Annotated in this window: 10 protein-coding genes and 1 riboswitch; of the genes, 5 read left to right on the plus strand and 5 right to left on the minus strand. The window is 67.8% G+C overall.

Annotation, left to right across the window (positions count from 1 at the left end):
- Positions 1-12 precede the first annotated feature (12 nt).
- The 3 genes from edd to zwf all read right to left on the minus strand — a co-directional run bounded on the left by edd (position 13) and on the right by zwf (position 4,193).
- Positions 13-1,833: a phosphogluconate dehydratase gene (gene edd, locus QQA13_RS00590; RefSeq protein ID WP_108472201.1), complete on the minus strand. Its 1,821-nt coding sequence runs from the start codon at positions 1,831-1,833 to the stop codon at positions 13-15.
- A gap of 73 nt (positions 1,834-1,906) precedes the next feature.
- Entirely contained in the window at positions 1,907-2,620 is a 714-nt protein-coding gene (pgl, locus tag QQA13_RS00595; protein ID WP_108472200.1) for a 6-phosphogluconolactonase, read from the minus strand.
- A gap of 109 nt (positions 2,621-2,729) precedes the next feature.
- Positions 2,730-4,193: a glucose-6-phosphate dehydrogenase gene (zwf, locus tag QQA13_RS00600; protein WP_108472267.1), complete on the minus strand. Its 1,464-nt coding sequence runs from the start codon at positions 4,191-4,193 to the stop codon at positions 2,730-2,732.
- Between the two features lie 184 nt (positions 4,194-4,377).
- Here zwf and QQA13_RS00605 point away from each other — a divergent pair, with 184 nt between their 5' ends.
- From QQA13_RS00605 to nagA, 3 genes are all read left to right on the plus strand, one after another.
- Positions 4,378-5,130 carry a GntR family transcriptional regulator gene (locus QQA13_RS00605; protein ID WP_108472199.1) on the plus strand — a complete coding sequence of 251 codons (753 nt, stop codon included), beginning with the start codon at positions 4,378-4,380 and terminating at the stop codon, positions 5,128-5,130.
- A gap of 9 nt (positions 5,131-5,139) precedes the next feature.
- A complete protein-coding gene (locus tag QQA13_RS00610) occupies positions 5,140-6,171 on the plus strand; it encodes an SIS domain-containing protein (protein WP_108472198.1) in 1,032 nt (343 codons plus the stop codon).
- A 137-nt stretch (positions 6,172-6,308) separates the two neighbouring features.
- A complete protein-coding gene (gene nagA / locus QQA13_RS00615) occupies positions 6,309-7,442 on the plus strand; it encodes an N-acetylglucosamine-6-phosphate deacetylase (protein ID WP_108472197.1) in 1,134 nt (377 codons plus the stop codon).
- A gap of 90 nt (positions 7,443-7,532) precedes the next feature.
- On the opposite strand, the gene QQA13_RS00620 is transcribed toward nagA, so the two are convergent.
- Together QQA13_RS00620 and QQA13_RS00625 are read right to left on the minus strand one after the other, a co-directional pair.
- Complete coding sequence (locus QQA13_RS00620) at positions 7,533-9,152, minus strand: tetratricopeptide repeat-containing sulfotransferase family protein (protein WP_108472196.1); 1,620 nt, start codon at positions 9,150-9,152, stop codon at positions 7,533-7,535.
- A gap of 171 nt (positions 9,153-9,323) precedes the next feature.
- On the minus strand, positions 9,324-12,395 hold the full coding sequence (locus QQA13_RS00625) for a TonB-dependent receptor (RefSeq protein ID WP_108472195.1): 3,072 nt from the start codon (positions 12,393-12,395) through the stop codon (positions 9,324-9,326).
- Positions 12,396-12,808: 413 nt separating this feature from the next.
- Positions 12,809-13,039, plus strand: a riboswitch (cobalamin riboswitch).
- 131 nt (positions 13,040-13,170) lie between these two features.
- Between QQA13_RS00625 and btuB the strand changes: the two genes are divergently transcribed.
- Together btuB and QQA13_RS00635 are read left to right on the plus strand one after the other, a co-directional pair.
- Positions 13,171-15,021, plus strand: a complete 1,851-nt coding sequence (gene btuB / locus QQA13_RS00630; RefSeq protein ID WP_108472194.1) for a TonB-dependent vitamin B12 receptor — start codon at positions 13,171-13,173, stop codon at positions 15,019-15,021.
- 173 nt (positions 15,022-15,194) lie between these two features.
- Complete coding sequence (locus QQA13_RS00635) at positions 15,195-18,371, plus strand: efflux RND transporter permease subunit (protein WP_108472193.1); 3,177 nt, start codon at positions 15,195-15,197, stop codon at positions 18,369-18,371.
- Positions 18,372-18,498 lie beyond the last annotated feature (127 nt).

Genomic DNA, 18,498 nt, shown 5'->3' on the forward strand with positions numbered 1-18,498 from the left:
GAGGGAGCAAGGCTATGACAGCACGCCGGCGCCGAGGTCGGCGTTGGCGGCGGCCTGGCGGAACAGGCCGAACAGTTCGCGGCCCATGCCGCTGTGCTCGCCGGACAGGTCGGCGACGTGCGGCAGGCGGGCGTCCAGTTCGTGCGCTTCCATCAGGACGTCCAGACGTCCGTTTGCCGCGTCCAGCCGGATGATGTCGCCGTCGCGGATCTTGGCGATGTTGCCGCCGGCCACCGCCTCGGGGGTCACGTGGATCGCCGCCGGTACGCGGCCGGAGGCGCCGGACATGCGCCCGTCGGTGAGCAGGGCGATGCGGTGGCCGCGGTCCTGCAGCAGCGCCAGCGTGGGGGTGAGCTTGTGCAGCTCGGGCATGCCGTTCGCGCGCGGGCCCTGGAAGCGCACCACCGCCACGAAGTCGCGGTTGAGTTCGCCGCGCTTGAACGCGCCGGCCACCTCGTCCTGGTCGTTGAACACGATCGCCGGCGCCTCGACCAGCAGGCGGTCCTCCGGCACCGAGGAGACCTTGATCACCGCGCGGCCGAGGTTGCCGTCGAGCATGCGCAGGCCGCCGTCGGCGCGGAACGGTTCGTCCATGCCGCGCAGCACGCCGCGGTTGCCGCTCTGCTTCGCCACCGGCACCCAGGAAACCGCGCCGGCCTCGTCCAGCTGCGGCACGCGCGTGTAGCCTTCCAGGCCGGTGCCGAAGATGGTCTGCACGTCGCCATGCAGCAGGCCGGCGCCGAGCAGCTGGTCGATCAGGAACGCCATGCCGCCCGCCTCGTGGAACTGGTTCACGTCGGCGTAGCCATTCGGGTACACGCGGGCCAGCAGCGGAATCGCCTTGGACAGCGCATCGAAATCGTCCCAACGCAGCTGGATGCCGGCGGCGTGCGCGATCGCTACCAGGTGCAGCAGGTGGTTGGTGGAGCCGCCCGTGGCGTGCAGGCCGATCACGCCGTTGATGATCGCGCGCTCGTCGATGATGTGGCCGAGCGGCAGGTAATGCTCGCCCAGCGCGCTGAGGTTGGCGACGCGGCGCACCACCTCGGCGGTAAGCGCGTCGCGCAGCGGCGTGTCCGGCGCGGTGAAGCTGGCGCCGGGCAGGTGCAGGCCCATGATCTCCATCAGCATCTGGTTGGAGTTCGCGGTGCCATAGAAGGTACAGGTGCCGGGCGCGTGGTAGGACGCCGCTTCCGCCTCCAGCAGCTCGGCCTTGCTCGCCTTGCCGTCGGCGAAGGCCTGGCGCACCTTCGACTTCTGTTCGTTCGGGATGCCGCTGGGCATCGGCCCCGACGGCACGAACGCGCCGGCTAGGTGGCCGAAGCTGAGCGCTGCGATCAGCAGGCCCGGCACGATCTTGTCGCAGATGCCGAGGTAGAGCGCGCCGTCGAACATGTCGTGCGACAGCGCCACCGCGGTGGCCAGCGCGATCACGTCGCGCGAGAACAGCGACAGCTGCATGCCCGCGCGGCCCTGGGTGATGCCGTCGCACATCGCCGGCACGCCGCCGGCGACCTGCGCTGTGACGCCGGCGTCGCGGGCGATCTGGCGGATCAGCGCGGGATAGCGCTCGTACGGCTGGTGCGCCGAGAGCATGTCGTTGTAGGCGGTGACGATGGCCAGGTTGGCGCGCCGGCCGCTGCGCAGCGCCGCCTTGTCCTCCGTGCCGCAGGCGGCGAAGCCGTGCGCCAGGTTGCCGCAGGACAGGTGCTCGCGCTGCGGCCCGCTGCGGTCGACCGCGTCGATGCGCCTGAGGTAGGCCGCGCGCGTCTCGCGGCTGCGCTCGCGCAGGCGTTCAGTGACTTCGGCGACGACGGGGTGCAGCGTGCTCATGATTTCTTGCCTTGTCTGTAGGAGCGCACTCGGTGCGCAAGGAACTTGCTGCGGTGGTGCGCGATGCCGTGGGTCACGGGCACCAGTACACCGCCACCGGCACGCGTTGCTGGGTCAGTACGGCGCGCACCGGGTAGTGCTGCGCCTCGCCGAGGCCGAGGCGCGCGTCGGCGAGCAGGTCGCGCTTCTTCTCGCCGGCCACCAGCAGGTACAGCGCGCGCGTTTGCAGCAGCGTCGGCAGGCTCAGCGTGATGCGCGGTTCGCCGGCGCCGGGCGCATGCATCGGCAACACGCGCGCCGTGCCGTCCAGGTCCAGTGCCTCGGCCAGGTGATCGCCGCCGGGGAAGAACGAGGCGGTATGGCCGTCGTCGCCCATGCCCAGCACCACCGCGTCGAACGGCAGCGGCAGCGCGTCGATGCGCGCGTTGACAGCAGCCAGCCCGGTTTCGGGGCTGGCGTCGCCGGTGTACAGCGGAATGAACTGCGCGGCAGCGGCGGCGTGCTGCAGCAGCAGCGATTTCACCAGCCGCGCATTCGAACGCTCGTCGGTTTCCGCCACCCAGCGTTCGTCGACCAGGGTCACCTGCACCCCGGCCCAATCGAGTTTCTCCTGCGACAGGCGGGCGAAGAAATCCTTCGGCGTACTGCCGCCGGAGACCGCAAGTAAAGCGTGGCCGCGTTCAGCCAAGCCGCGGCGCAGGCGTTCGGCGACGCGTTCGGCCAGTGCCGTGGCCTGCGCGCGGCAGTCGGTGAAGCTGTGCGTGGTGACGTTCAGATGGTTGGTCATGGCAGGTGGCGCGACGGACACTCAGGCGTGGCCGTGCGCATCGTGGGGAAGGGAGCAGCAGTCTGCCGCACGCAACGACGTGGCCGGGTGAAGCGTCGGTAAACGCGGCCTATTCACTGTCTTCGTTCCAAGTGCGGCCGTCGCGCTCGATCAGCGCCACCGCGGCGCTCGGCCCCCAGCTGCCGGCGGTGTACGGCCGCGGCGGCTCGCCGCTGTCGGCCCAGGCGGCCAGGATCGGGCCGGCCCAATGCCACGCCGCCTCCACTTCGTCGCGGCGCATGAACAGGGTCGGGTTGCCGCGCACCACGTCGAGCAGCAGGCGCTCGTACGCATCGGGTTGCTGCACGCCGAACGCCTCGGCGAAACTCATGTCCAGCGGCACGTGGCGCAGGCGCAGGCCGCCGGGGCCGGGGTGCTTGATGGTCAGCCACAGCTTGACGCCCTCGTCCGGCTGCAGCCGCAGCACCAGCCGGTTCTGCGACAGCGTGCCGGCGTCGGGGTTGAAGATCGAATGCGGCACCGGCTTGAAGGTGACCACGATTTCCGACACCCGGCTCGCCAGCCGCTTGCCGGTGCGCAGGTAGAACGGCACGCCGGCCCAGCGCCAGTTGGCGATCTCCGCCTTCAGGGCGACGAAGGTCTCGGTGTTCGACTTGCTGTTGCCCAGTTCCTCCGGGTAGCCGGGCACGCTGGCGCCTTCGGCCACGCCGGCGCGGTACTGGCCGCGCACGCTGAGCTGGGCGGCGTTGCTGTCGTCGATGGGCTTGAGCGAATGCAGCACCTTCAGCTTCTCGTCGCGCACCGCGTCGGGCGCCAGCGACGAGGGCGGCTCCATCGCCACCATGCACAGCAGCTGCAGCATGTGGTTCTGCACCATGTCGCGCAGCGCGCCGGCGCGGTCGTAGTAGGCGCCGCGATGGCCGACGCCGAGGGTTTCGGCCACGGTGATCTGCACGTGGTCGATGTGCCCGGCGTTCCACAGCGGCTCGAACAGCGCGTTGCCGAAGCGCAGCACCAGCAGGTTCTGCACGGTCTCCTTGCCGAGGTAGTGGTCGATGCGGAAGGTCTGCGATTCGCTGAACACCTTGCCGACCGCGTCGTTGATCTGGTTGGCGCTGGCCAGGTCGCGGCCGATCGGCTTTTCCAGCACCACGCGCGAGGCGCCCTGGTTGAGCTGGTACTGGCCCAGCCGGGTGCAGATGTCGACAAAAAGTTCTGGCGAGGTGGACAGGTAGAACACGCGGATATGGTCGGGCTGCTTGCCGATGAAGGCGGCGAAGTCGTCCCAGCCCTCGTCCTTGCGCGCGTCCAGCGGGCGGTAGAACACCTGCTGCAGGAACACGTCGAGTTGCGCTGCGGCGCATACCCCGACCAGCGCCTCGCGCAGATGCGCGCGGTAGCCGGCATCGTCCAGCGCTTCGCGGGCGATGCCGACGATACGGCTGCTGGCCGGGATCTGGCCGTCGAGGAAGCGGTGGAACAGCGCCGGCAGCAACTTGCGCACGGCGAGGTCGCCGGTGCCGCCGAAGATCACCAGGTCGAACGGTTCGACCGATTGGGAGGAAGCAGTCACGCGGATCACCTCGACTGGATGCCGGATGGCGGGCAGAGGGCCGGATGGCGCGTCTTGCCCGGGTTTTCGTCGATGGTACCAGTGAAATACCAGCTCGACCACGGGTCTGCATACGAATTCATATATGAGGGCGGGCATGACGCAGGCTTGCGGGTATTGGTTCGCTATTGGTATCGTTCCACGCATGGAAGCCGCCCTTGCCCACGAATACCGCCGGATCTGCCACGACCCGGCCACGCACCAGCCGCTGGCCTACCTGCGGCTGCGCCAGGCGATCCGCAACATCATCGGGCACCGTGACATCGAGCCGGGCCAGGCGCTGCCCAGCGAGCGCGACCTGTCGCAGACGCTGAAGCTGTCGCGGGTGACCGTGCGCAAGGCGATCGCCGGCCTGGTCGAGGAAGGCCTGCTGACCCAGCGCCACGGCGCCGGCACCTTCATCGCCGAGCGCATCGTCAAGCCGATGTCGCGGCTGACCAGCTTCACCGAGGACCTGCGCGAGCGCGGGCTGTCGCCGCGCTCGGAATACTTCGAGCGTGGCATTGGCGAGGTGACGCCGGAGGAGTCGATGGCGCTGAACCTGTCGCCCGGCTCGCTGGTGGTGCGCCTGCACCGTGTGCGCTACGGCCAGGACGAACCGCTGGCGATCGAGCGCAGCGTGGTGCCGGCCAGCGTGCTGCCCGACCCGCTGCTGGTGCACGACTCGCTGTACGAGGCGCTGGAAAAACTCAACGCCCGCCCGCGCCGCGCGCTGCAGCGGCTGCGCGCGGTATCGCTGAACGCGCAGCAGGCGCGGCTGCTGCACGTCAGCGTGGGCAGCGCGGGCTTGAACATCGAGCGGCGCAGCTTCCTCGACGACGGTCGCGTGGTCGAGTTCACCAGTTCCTGGTATCGCGGCGACATCTACGACTTCGTCGCCGAACTGCAGACCGACTGAAGGATCGATATGGACCCCCGCGACACCCTGATGTACCAGGAGGCGCACGAGTCGGCCGCGGTGGTCGCGCGCCAGTTCGCCGCGAACGAGGCGGTGGTGGTCGCGCTGGCGCGCGAGCTGCGCGCGCAGCCGCCGCGCTTCATCGTCACCTGCGCGCGCGGCAGCTCCGATCACGCCGCGGCGTACGCGAAGTACGTGTTCGAGACGCAGCTCGGCATCGTCACCGCGTCGGCTTCGCCGTCGGTGACCTCGGTGTACGCGGCCGAGCAGCAGTGGCAGGGCGCGCTGTTCATCGCGATCTCACAGTCGGGCAAGAGCCCCGACCTGCTGCGCAATGCGGAGGCGGCGAAAGTCGCCGGCGCACGCGTGGTGGCGCTGGTGAACGTGGAGGATTCGCCGCTGGCGGCGCTGGCCGACACGGTGATCCCGCTGCACGCCGGGCCGGAGCACAGTGTGGCGGCGACCAAGAGCTATATCGCCGCGCTGGCCGCGGTGCTGCATCTGTGTGCTCGCTGGCGCGGCGATGCCGTCCTCGACACGGCGCTGCAGTCGCTGCCCGACGCGCTGCGCGCCGGCTGGGACGCGGACTGGTCGGCGCTGGTCGATGGACTGGCCGGTGCGCACAACCTGTTCGTGGTCGGTCGCGGCTACGGCCTCGGCATCGCGCTGGAGGCGGCGCTGAAGTTCAAGGAAACCTGCGGCCTGCACGCCGAGGCGTTCAGCGCGGCCGAGGTGAAGCACGGGCCGATGGCGCTGGTCGGCCCCGACTTCCCGGTGCTGTGCTTCGCCCAGGATGACGACACGCTGGACAGCACGCTGGCGGTGGCGCGCGAATTCCGCAGCCGCGGCGCGCAGGTTTTCGTGGCCGCGCCCGGGCTGCAGGGTGCCGGCAGCTTGCCGGTGGCCGGCGGCCTGCCGGCGCTGTGCACGCCGCTGCTGGCCATCCAGAGCTTCTACCGCGCCGCCAGCGCCCTGGCGCTGCGTCGCGGCTTCAACCCCGACGTGCCGCCGCATCTCAACAAGGTCACCGAGACCGTCTGACCCGTTTTTCTCCTCCTCCTGCCTGCAGGGGGAGGTTGGAAGGGGGTGCTTTTGCGGCAAGAGCGACCCCACCCCGGCCCTCCCCTGCAAGCAGGAGAGGGAGCAACCCCGCTCTCCCTGTGCATTCGAGAGGTCACATGACCACCGCCCTCACCCACGCTCGCGTCCTCACCGCCCACGGCTGGCGCGACGATCTCGCCGTGCTGCTGGAGGGCGAGCGTATCGTCGACCTGCTGCCGCCCCCCGATCCGCGCGTGCGCGAGGCGCAGCAGCACGACCTCGGCGGCGCGATGCTCGTGCCCGGCTTCATCGACGTGCAGGTCAACGGCGGTGGCGGGGTGCTGTTCAACGAGGCGCCCACGGTGGAAACGCTGCGCCGGATCGGTGCCGCGCACCGCCGCTTCGGCACCACCGGCTTCCTGCCGACGTTGATCAGCGACCGCGTCGAAGTGATGCGCGCGGCGCTGGCCGCAGTGGAGCAGGCGCTGGCCGAAGGCGTGCCCGGCGTGCTCGGCATCCACCTGGAAGGCCCCTACCTGGCGCCGGCGCGCAAGGGCGTGCACGACGCAAGGTATTTCCACGCACCGGGCCGCGACGAACTGGCGCTGCTGTGCGCGCCGCATCGTGGCGTGCGGCTGGTCACGCTGGCGCCGGACCAGGTGCCGCTGGCCGACATCGGTGCGATGGTCGCCGCGGGATTGGTCGTCTGCGCCGGGCACACCGCGGCCGACTACGCCACCACCCGCGCCGCGCTGGACGCCGGCGTGCGCGGCTTCACCCACCTGTTCAACGCGATGACGCCGTTCGGCAGTCGCGAGCCGGGCGTGGTCGGCGCCGCGCTGGAGGATGCCGGCAGCTGGTGCGGCATCATCGTCGACGGCCACCACGTGCACCCGGCCAGCCTGCGCGTGGCGATCGCCGCCAAGCCGCGCGGCAAGCTGCTGCTGGTCACCGACGCGATGCCGCCGGTGGGCGCGGATGATCCGACCTATGTGCTCAACGGCGAGACCATCACCGCGAAGGACGGCATCTGCCAGACCGCGCAAGGCGTGCTGGCCGGCTCCGCGCTGGACATGGCCGGCGCGGTGCGCAATGCGGTGCAGCTGCTCGGCCTGCCGCTGGACGAAGCGGTGTGCATGGCCAGCACTTGGCCGGCCGAGTTCCTCGGCCTGGGGGAAAGCCATGGCCGCATCGCGCCTGGTTATCGCGCGGATCTGGTGGTGTTGGACGATGAGTACCGCGTGCAGCGAAGCTGGATTGGCGGGCGCTGAGGCGCGTGTGGCGAACCGGGTCCGCGCAAGCGCCGGATCGCCACATCGATAATCCGGCATGTCGGCGGCGGCACGCCGGGTACGGGGCGGTCAGTCCGCGTTGACTGCGGGCGCGCCGATGGCCTGGCGCAGTGGCTCCAGCTGTTTTGCATAGTGGCGCCATTGCTCCAGGCCGCGGGTATGGATGGATTCGCGCACCTGGGCACTGCTCGGGGTGGCCACCGGCGAGGCGTTGCGTTCGGGGTGCAGGCAATTTTCCTGCAGCGAGAGCCCGCAGTATTCGAGTACTCCGCGCATCGTGGACTCCGGGTCGCGCACCAGCGAGGCATAGGAAACGTCGAGCATGGCGCCTGGCAGGTGGTCATGCCAATGCCGGACCAGGCGCGCGTATTGCCCGTAGTAATGAGCCAGCGCCTGCAGGTCGTAGCTGTAGGACGAAACATTGCCGAACATGGCCTTCAAGTTCGAGAAGCAGGTGTCGACCGGATCGCGCACCATGTGCAGGATCGGCGCGTGCGGCAACGCCCGGCGGATGAACGCGACCATCTGGATGTTGGCCGGTAGTTTGTCGATGTAGCAGGCGCGACCCTGTGCGCGCCATTGCGTCTGCCTGAGATAGCGCGCACCCAGTTCGGCATAGTCGATGTCAGCGCTGTGCTGGATGATCTGCAGCAAGCCCTGTGCTCTGGCCGGGGTCACGTCCGCGGCCCAGTGCAGCTGGCGCCAGAAGTCGATGATCTCGCCGGCGGACACAACCTGCGAGTGGCCCGACAGCATGCGGTCGAGCAGGGTGGTGCCGGAGCGCGGCATGCCGACGATGAAAATGGGCACGGGGCCGTCGAACACGGGGCCGGATCCCGCCCGGCCGACCTGGTTGTCTGGCGCCGGCAGGCGCATCAGTGCATCGGTAACGGCGGCTTCGCCAGCCGCGTCGTACGGATTGAGCTCGTGCATGAGGGCATTGCACCGGGCCAGGGCAGGCCAGGCTTCCTCGTGGCGCTTGAGGTCGTCCAGTACCTTGAATTGCGCGTACTCGAACTCCGCGCGCACGAACATGGCGCCCGGATCCTTGCTGTCCCGGGTAAGCTGGCGCAGCTGCTCCTGCACGAAATCCAGCCGGTTGGCTTCCGGTTTTTGCTTGCGCAGGTTGACCAGCACCATCGCCGCATCGCCGAAGTGCGGCCAGCGCTTCAGGCAGTTCTCCAGCACCGTGCAGGCGCGATCGATATCGCCACTGAACTGGAGCAGCATCGCATACAGGTGCTGCTCGCCCGGTGAATCGATGCCGGCGGCCATGGCGCTTTCCATCAGCGCCCTGGCCGAGGCGATCTCGCCGAGCATGAAGCGCAGGTGTGCCTGGCTGACCAGCCATTTCGGCGGGAGCCCGGGCGCCTGGGCGAGCAGGTCCAGGCAGCTGCGTGCGGCGAGGGTCTCACCGACCGCAACGAGGCGTTGCGTCACCTTGATGATGAAATCCGCGTCCCGCGGAAGCCGTTGCGCGACACGAAGCATCCATGCGGTCGACTCGCGAAGCCGGCCCCGCTGGAACAGCACGTCGGCCAGTTCAAGGCGCGCCGTGGCATCGTCCGGCACCTGCACTACAAGCGACTCCAGGGCCGCCTGTGCGGCCTCCCATTGCTGCTTGTCGACGCATTGCCGGGCCTGCTGGCGCAGGCGGTTCTCCGCGGTGGAAAGGTTCGGTGAATTCATCGGGACATAGTAACTTCACGCAAGCCGCGTCGTGAGCCTGCCGATCCCGTGGCGCCGGTGCGCAGTCATGCCGCCATCGCTTGCACAGGCTGACTCCACCGAGGGCATAAAAAAAGCCACCGACCCGAAGGTCGGTGGCCTGGTTTGGCCAGTTTCAGCCGGTATCAGCTATCAGTAGTCGTACTGCACCGACAGGCGAACCGTACGCGGCGGCTGCCAGAAGATGCCGTCGCCGTAGCTGTTGTTGACGAACACGGTATTGACGCCGTCGAAACCGCTTTCGCCAGCCGCGTCGGTCTGCACCGGCCTCTGCTGGTCCAGCGCGTTGATCACATCCAGGTTGAAGCCCAGCTTGTGATCGGCAAACGCCGGTGCGTAGTGCACGCCGAGGTTGACCTGCTCGGTCCACGGGGTGTGGCCAGCCTTGCCCGGCGGGATGCGAACGCCATGGCACCAGTGGTAGTTGCCGCTGCCGCCGCCGTTGTAGCCGGTCGGGTCGCCGGTACCGGTTGGGCCGTAGTAGCCCAGGCACTCCTTGGGCGTGCCGGACTGCGCCAGCAGGGTGCCGGAGACCAGCCATTCCGGCGTGATCTGGTAGGCACCGCGGAAGCGGATCGCGTGCTTGCGGACGTTGGACAGTTCGCCGTCCTGGCCATCCATCAGCTGCCAGCTATCCCAGTCTTCGGTCTTGGACACGTCGCCCTGGCCGAAGTCGGAACGCACCTGGCCCTCGGTGTTGCCGAAGCCGCGGCTCCAGGTGTAATCGAGGCGAGCCATCCACTTGCCGTCGAACGGATGCTCCAGGTACAGGTTCAGCGAACCGATCTTGCGACGGACGCCATTGATGTAGCCCCAGTCCTTCTGGGTCATCGGCACGAGCACGCTGCTGGTGCCGTCATCCGACTTCACCAGCATGGTGTTGGTCTGGCCGGGATTGATCAGGCGGCAGTAGGAGGCGCCGTACAGCGAGTTGCCGTAGAGACCCGGATCCAGCCCCATGCTGGTCATCTTGGTCGCGATCTGGCTCGGCGAGCACTCGTCGTCGATCGCGGTCTTCAGGTCGCGCCACATCGCCTTGGCACCGTAGGTCCACTCGTCATTGAGCTTCTTGTCGAAGCCAACGATGAACTCGTCCACGTACTCCGGCTTCAGGTTGCGCGCGGTGACCTGCTGCGGATCCTTGGGCAGGCCGTATTCGCCGTCGGGCGAGCTGGGCGGGGCAAGCGCCACGGTGCCGGTCGGCACGCCGTTGGCGTCGATGCCGGTATAGGTGAAGTACTGGGTGAGGTAGGTCGAGCGGTTGGCCGCACGCTCGGCCGCGTTGTCCGGCAGCGCGAGGTAGTAGCGGCCCACGTTGCCGTAGACCTTGAACGAGGAGTCGCCGTTCACGTCCCAGCTGGCGCCGATGCGTGGCTCCCACTGGTTCTTCTCGTCGACGAACGCCTTGCCGAGGTCGTTGTAGTTGGTGAAGTGGTCGTTGCGGACGCCGATGTTCAGCAGCACGTTGGAGCTGACCTGCCAGTCGTCCTGCAGGTAGTAGGCCTTCTGGGTCATCGTCATGCTGGTGGCCCAGCCGATGGTGCGCTTCTGCACGCGGCCGTTGGGGTACGCGGGGGAGGCAGCTGCGTAGCGCCAGTAGTAGTTCAGCGCCGGGTTGAACGGATTCTGGTTGTCCGGGCCCTGGTGTTTGGCGCCGTAGCTCATGTTGTCGATACCGACGGCGAGGTCGTGATCGCCCAGCTTGTAGTCGAAGTCGACGCGCAGGCCGTGGGTGCTGTTGCTCGCCTGCGGCGAGGTCCAGGTGGTATTGCCTTGGGCGTTGACGATACCGTTCGGCCCCGTGCCCGGCGGCAGGAAGGCCGGATTCTCGTTGTAGGGGCGCGAGATGAACGGCAGCGGGCTCTGGTTGCCGTAGACGACCGGGTCCTGGAAGTGGGCCTTGCCGTACAGGATGCTCAGGGTGGCCGCATCGGTGATGTAGCTGGTGAAGTGGCCCAGGTAGAACTGGGCGTTGTCCTTGCTGATGTCGTTCTTGTTGAGGTAGGCACCCGACTTCAAGGTGCTGTTGTCGAACATGTAGGTCGAGCCGGCACCGGTGGACTGGTTGTTCTTCAGCGCCGTCAGCTCAAGGATGTTGCTGTCGGTGATGTTCCAGTCCAGCTTGCCGTAGAACTTGGTGTGCTTGTCCCGGTTGTACTGGACTTTCTGGTTGGCGGCGGATTCCACGTTGTTGCTCTGCGTCGTGGCCTTCTCGGCCGCCAGGAACATGAACAGCTTGTCCTGGATCAGCGGGCCGCCGACGTAGGCGGAGTAGACCGTCTCCCACTCCTTGTTGTCATTGCGGTACTGGTTCAGCGTACCCGGCTTGGCTGGATCTTCCAGCTGGTAATGGGTGAGGCCGTCGGGGCTGTTGGGGTTGGCGACGTCTGCCGGGATGGCGGGGTTGCCATAACGGTTGTTGACCGGCGTGCCCTCGAGGAAACGTGGCTGCCAGACCGCCTGCGCACCGAAGTGCCATTCGTTGGTGCCGCGCTTGCCGATCTGGTTGATCACGCCGCCGTCGGAGCGACCGTATTTGGCGCTGTAGCCGCCAGTCAGGGTTTCCTGCTGGTCGATCGCACCATACGGCAGCGCAAAGCCACCCAGGTTCTTGTACGGCTCGCCGGTGTTGTAGCCGTTCACGTAGTAGGCGTTCTCGGACACGCTGGAGCCGCCGAAGGCGACTGCGTTGCCGAAGAAGCTGCTGCCCTTGACCGTGCCCGGAGCGAGCAGGGCGATCGATTCCGCGTTGCGACCGATCGGCAGCTTCTGCAGGTCGGCGGCGGTGATGACCGTGCTCGAGCTGACGCTGGATACGTCGATGGCCGGCAGCGCATTGGCCGAGACGGTTACCGCGCTGAGCGAGGTCGTTTCGGCGCTGAACGTGACGGAAGTGCCGGCGCCGGGCGCCAGTGACACCTTGCGCGTCTCAACGACCGCGCCACTCTTCTTCAGCGACACCGTATAGGTACCGACCGGCACGTTGTTGATCTGGAAACGCCCGGAGCTGTCGACAGTGACCTCGCGGGTCAGGCCAGACGCGTTGGTGGCGGTGACGGTCTCGCCTGCGGCCGCCGGGGCCTGGCCGAAGATGGAGCCCGTGGTGGACTGCGCCATGGCGACGCCGCCCAGGCTCATGCTCAGTGCCACGGCAAGAGCGGTGTGGCGCCACCTCGGATTATGGATTTTGTTGTGACTGCTCATTGGTAATGAATCTCCCCAGAGTGAAAGGCCCGAAGGCCGAGTGACGTAAATCAATTAATTCATGGAACAAAGCAAGCTGGGTGCGTGTCGGCGGCAGCCGCCGATTGTTCCATCAGTCAGGCTACGCAACTCCATGCCGACGCCCGGTATCCATGCCTTCCGGCAACCTGCTCCCGGAACATAAGGCGACATAAATACTGGCGTCAACAAAATATTTATGAGTTATTACCAAACATCAAGAAATTACGATTTACAGCTTTTCAAACAGCAATAACTTGCGATTATTGTTCCCTTAATACCTGCGTGTCAGTGCCAGCCCGCAGGACTCGGTCAGGAGTCGAAACAATCGGGTTGAGGCCTCGGGAACGCGCGTTTAACGCAACGGCCACGATTGCGCGGGTTTCCCGTCGGCATTAGAGTTGCGCGGTTCAGGTGTCCTGACGGCGCGTTGCCGAAGGGATGAAACGGGAAGCCGGTGCGTGGTGTGCAAACACACTGCAAGGCCGGCGCTGCCCCCGCAACGGTAAGCGAGATCACGAGCGGCGAACGCCACTGTGCCTGGCACGGGAAGGCGCCGCTCAAGGCCTGCGGATCACCGCGCGCCACTCGCCAGCCCGGAGACCGGCCCGAACGATTCCTGGTGGCTCGCGGTGGGCGAGGCCGAACCACGTGTCGGTCGTTGCTGCCTGCCCGTCGTTCCGTCTTCCTCCCGTGCCTGTCGCCAGCTCATTGGACACATGAGCCGTGCGCGGGTGCACGGCGTAGAGGAACGGACATGAAGAAGACCCTGCTGGCAGCGGCGCTGCTCAGTTGCACGGTGGCGGCACAGGCTGCCGACCAGAACGAGGCGTCTGCGCTGGCCCCGGTGATCGTCACCGCCACGCGCACCGCGATCACCGCCGACGAGGCGCTGTCGTCGGTGACGGTGATCACCCGCGCCGACATCGAGCGGTTGCAGCCGCTGTCGGTGCCGGACCTGCTGACCGGCCTGCCGGGCGTGAGCTTCGCCAACAGTGGCGGCTACGGCCAGCAAACCTCGCTGTTTCTGCGTGGCACCAACTCCACCCACACCCTGCTGCTGGTCGACGGCGTGCGGGTAGCCTCGGTCAGCGCCGGGCTGGCGGCGTTCGAGCAGATTCCGGTGGAGCAGATCGAGCGCATCGAGATCGTGCGCGGCCCGCGCTCGAGCCTGTACGGCGCCGACGCGATCGGCGGCGTGATCCAGATCTTCACCCGCCGGGGTAGCCGCGACGGCGGCCTGCGGCCCTCGTTCAGCGTGACCACCGGCAGCAACCACCTGCTGCGCGGCCTGGCCGGACTGTCCGGTGGCAGCGAGCACGCCTGGTACAACCTCGGCGTCGGCGCCCAGTACACCCGCGGCATCAATGCCTGCCGCATCGGCGCGGCCGAGGCGTTCGCCGGCTGCTTTGCCGACGAGCCGGACCGCGACGCCTTCCGCAACAAGAACCTCAGCGCCAGCGGAGGCTATCGCTGGGACAGCGGCGCCGAGCTCACCGGCACCTGGCTGCGCAGCCTGGGCGAGATCCATTTCGACGGCAGCTACCAGAACCGCAGCCGCACCCTGCAGCAGGTCGCCGGCAGCAGCTTCAGCTTCAACCCGCTGGAAGCGTGGAAGACCACCCTGAGCGTGGGCCAGAACCTGGACCGCTACGACAACTACGAGAACGATAACTTCGTCGGCTACATCTATTCGCGGCGTAACCAGGCGTCGTGGCAGAACGACCTCAGCGTGGCCAGCAACCAGCTGCTGACCCTGGGCGTCGACTGGCAGGGCGAGCACATCGACAGCGACACCGGCTTCCTCGCCAGCCGCCGCAACAATACCGGCGGCTACGTGCAGTACCAGGGCACATTCGGCCGCAACGAGGTGCAGCTGTCGGCGCGGCGCGACCACAACGGCCAGTTCGGCAACCACAACACGGGCGCCGCGGCGTGGGGCTACCGCTTCGACGGCGGGCTGAAGCTCTCTGCCAGCTACGGCAGCGCGTTCCATGCGCCGACCTTCAACGACCTGTACTACCCGTACGGCAGCGGCAATCCGGACCTGAAGCCGGAGAAATCGCGCAGCGCCGAACTGGGCCTGAGCCAGCAGCAGGATGCGTGGAACTGGGCGTTGAACGCCTACCAGACCCGCATCGACCAGCTGATCGCGCTGGACAGCAACTACTTCCCGTCCAACATCAGCAAGGCGCGCATCCGTGGCGTGGAAGGCCAGCTCGGCGCCAACCTCGCCGGCTGGCAGCTGCAGGGTTACCTGAGCTGGCTGCAGCCGCGCAACGAAGACGGAGGCGCGAACGACGGCAAGGTGCTGCCGCGCCGGCGCGAGCACACCGCGCGGGTGGACCTGGACCGTCGCTTCGGTGCCTTCGGCATCGGCGCCACCGTCTTCGCCGCCGGGCGTGGTTTCGACGATGCGGCCAACCGGCACCGGCTCGGCGGCTACTCCACCACCGACCTGCGCGCCAGCTGGCATTTCGCGTCGGACTGGCAGGTGGAGGCGCGCCTGGCCAACGTGTTCGACCACCACTACGAGACCGTGTGGTACTTCAACCAGCCCGGCCGCAGCGCGTTCCTGACCCTGCGTTACAGCCCGGCCAGGCGCTGATCCCGCTGTCGCGCGTGCAGGAGCCCGGCAGCGGGTTCCTGCATGCGGGTGGACTTCAGGCACATACACAGGGGCCGCGACAACTGGCATAACATCGGCATGCATGGAATGCCCGCAACGTCCCCGGCCGCGCCTCCCGCGCTTCGGTCACGCTTGCGCGCCAGGGAGGCCGCTTGAACGTCTTCGCACCGCTGGTCCGCCGGCCCGTTGGCACCTCACTGCTTGCGCTCGGACTGCTGCTGGGCGGCGTGTGGGCGTACCTGCTGCTTGGCGTGGCGGCATTCCCGTCGATCGAATTTCCCGGCGTGGCGGTGTTCGCGCAGATGCCCGGTGCCAGCGCGCAGACCATGGCCTCGACCGTGGTGGCACCGCTGGAACGCCACCTCGGGCGCATCCCCGGGGTGCGCATGATGGCCTCCAGCGCCAGCGAGGGCGGTGCGCAGATCCAGGTGATCTTCAACATGGACCGCGGCGCCGACAAGGCCGCGCGCGACGTGCAGGCGGCGATCAACGCGGCGGCGCCGGACCTGCCGCCCGGGCTGCCCAGCCCGCCCGGCTACGTCAAGTTCGACACCTCGCAGATCCCGGTGCTGCTGGTCTCGCTGACCTCCTCCAGCCTGCCGCCGGACAAGCTGTACGACCTCACCGACACCTTGCTGAAGCCGGCGGTGGCGCAGATTCCCGGCGTGGCCCAGGTGCAGGTGGGCGGCGGCACGCCGCATGCGGTGCGCATCGTGCTGAACACCAGCGCGCTGGTGGGCATGGGCATCACCGCCAACGACGTGGCCAACGCGCTGCGCGCCGCCAACGTCACCTCGCCGCAGGGCACGCTCAGCAACGGCGTCACGCGCATGACGGTGAGCGCCAACGACGCGCTGCACACCGCGCAGGATTTCGCCGCGCTGGTGGTCGCCAGCCACAACGGCGTGCCGGTGCGGCTGGCCGACGTGGCGACGATCAGCGGCGGCCAGGAAGACAAGTACGCCGCGGCGTGGTTCAACGGCCAGCGCGCGGTGGTGATGCAGGTCAACAAGCGACCGCAGGCCAACGCGGTGGCCACGGTGATGGCGATCCGTGCGCGCCTGCCCGAACTGCGCGGGTTGCTGCCCGCCGACGCCACGATCACGCCGATCTTCGACTTCACCCCGACCACGCTGTCGGCGCTGCACGAGGTGGAGGTGGCGCTGCTGATGGGCATCGTGATGGTGGCGCTGGTGATGCTGGTGTTCCTGCGCCGGCTGCGACCCACCGTGATCGCGATGTTCAGCGTGCCGCTGTCGCTGGCCGGCGCGTTCGTGGCGATGTGGCTGCTCGGCTTCACCCTCAACATCTTCTCGCTGGTGGCGCTGGTGCTGTGCGTGGGTTTCGTGGTGGACGACGCGATCGTGGTGATCGAGAACATCGTGCGCCACATGGAACGCGGCGAGCCGCCGCTGCAGGCCGCGCTCAGCGGCGTGCGCGAGATCGGCTTCACGGTGATCTCGATCACGCTGTCACTGATCGCCGTGTTCGGGCCGATGGTGTTCGGCAACAACATGTTCACCATGCTGATGCGCGAGTTCTCGGTGACCCTGATCGCCACCATCGTGATCTCGGCGCTGGTCTCGCTCACGCTGACCCCGGCGTTGTGCGGCGCCTGGCTGGCACACGAGCCCGCCGGCGCGCGTACGCCGGGGCGGCTGGAGCGGCTGGCCGAACGCTTCGACAGCGGCATGCTGCGCGTCTACGAGCGCGCGCTGGACTGGGCGATGCACCATCGCCGGATCATGCGCTGGCAGCCGCTGATCCTGCTGGCGCTCACCATCGGCCTGGCGGTGGTGGTGGTGATGACCGCCGGCGGCGGCCTGATGCCGAAGGAGGACACCGGCCTGCTGCAGGCGAGCATCAGCGCCGACGCCAACGTCTCGCCGCTGCTGCTGGCGCAGCGCACGCAGGAGGTGGCGGCGAAGGTCAAGGCCGACCCGGCGGTGCGCGACGTCTCCGCCTTCCTCGGCGGCAACAACGGTGGCGGCGCGGTCGGCAACCAGGCCAGCCTGTTCATCGACCTGAAGTCGCCGGGCGACCGGCCGGGCGAACGCCAGGTCAGCTCGCAGGCGGTGGTCGACCGGCTGGACAAGTATTTCAAGAACGTGCCGGACCTGGACGTATCGCTCTCGGTCAACCAGTTCATCGGCGGTGGCGGTGGCGGTGGCGGCGGCCGCGGGCAGTATGCGTTCCAGCTCGACAGCGTGGATGGCGTGCCGCTGCAGCAGCCCACCCTGAAGCTGGCGCGGGTGATGCGCGACATGAAGCAGTTCCGCAACGTCAGCACCAGCTTCGACAGCATCGGCAAGCAGCAGATGCTGCAGGTGGACCGCAACGCCGCCGCGCGGCTGCACGTGAGCCTGGCCCAGGTGGACACCGCGCTGGCCAACGCGTTCGGCCAGACCCCGGTTTCCACCATCTACTCGGACATCAACCAGTACCGCGTGGTGATCACCGCCAGCAGCGCCGAGTCGCTGAGCCCGGCCACCCTGCTCAATACCTATGTGCGCAATGCGCAGGGAAAGATGATTCCGCTGTCCGCGCTGGCGAAGATCCAGCCGCACATCGCGCCGGTCACCATCAGCCATTTCGACCAGCTCGAATCGGCCGCGATCAACTACAACCTGGCCAAGGGCGTCACCCAGGCAGATGGCCTGAAGCTGGTCGAGCAGGCGATGTTCGCCGCGCAGCTGCCGCCGGGCGTGCACAAGAAGTATTCCGGTGACAACAAGAACCTGCTCGACGCGATGAACAACGCGCTGGTCATGCTGCTGGCGGTGATCCTGGTGATGTACGTGGTGCTGGGCATCCTGTACGAGAGCCTGATCCACCCGTTGACCATTCTTTCCACCCTGCCGGCCGCCGGCATGGGCGCGTTCCTGGCGATGCTGGCCACGCATACCCAGCTGACCCTGATGTCGGTGATCGCGATCCTGATGCTGATCGGCATCGTCAAGAAGAACGCGATCCTGATGGTCGACTTCGCCCTGGTCGCCGAGCGCGACCGTGGCATGTCGCCGCCGCAGGCGATCCGCGAGGCGGCGCTGGTGCGCTTCCGCCCGATCACCATGACCACCCTGGTCGCGATGGGTGCGGCGCTGCCGCTGGCGATCGGCTTCGGCTACGGTTCGGAGATGCGCCAGCCGCTGGGCATCGCCATCCTCGGCGGCCTGTTCGTGTCGCAGCTGCTGACCTTGCTGAGCACGCCGGCGATCTACCTGTGGCAGCACGACCACCGCCAGCGCAAGGCGGCGCGGCGCCAGCTGCGGGCCGAGATCAAGCGCCAGCGGATACTGCAGCAGCAGATGCCGGCCCTGCCGAAATAATCGTCGCGATCACCCCTGTCTTCCGGCAGGGTGTGGACTTCAGGCACATACGCCGGGGCGTGCCGAAAGGCATAAAGTGGGCATGAACGGAACTCTTGCCCTATCCTCGCGATCCCTACGCTGGTCC

Origin of the sequence: Rhodanobacter thiooxydans, assembly GCF_030291135.1 — a bacterium.
GTDB classification, from domain to species: domain Bacteria; phylum Pseudomonadota; class Gammaproteobacteria; order Xanthomonadales; family Rhodanobacteraceae; genus Rhodanobacter; species Rhodanobacter thiooxydans_A.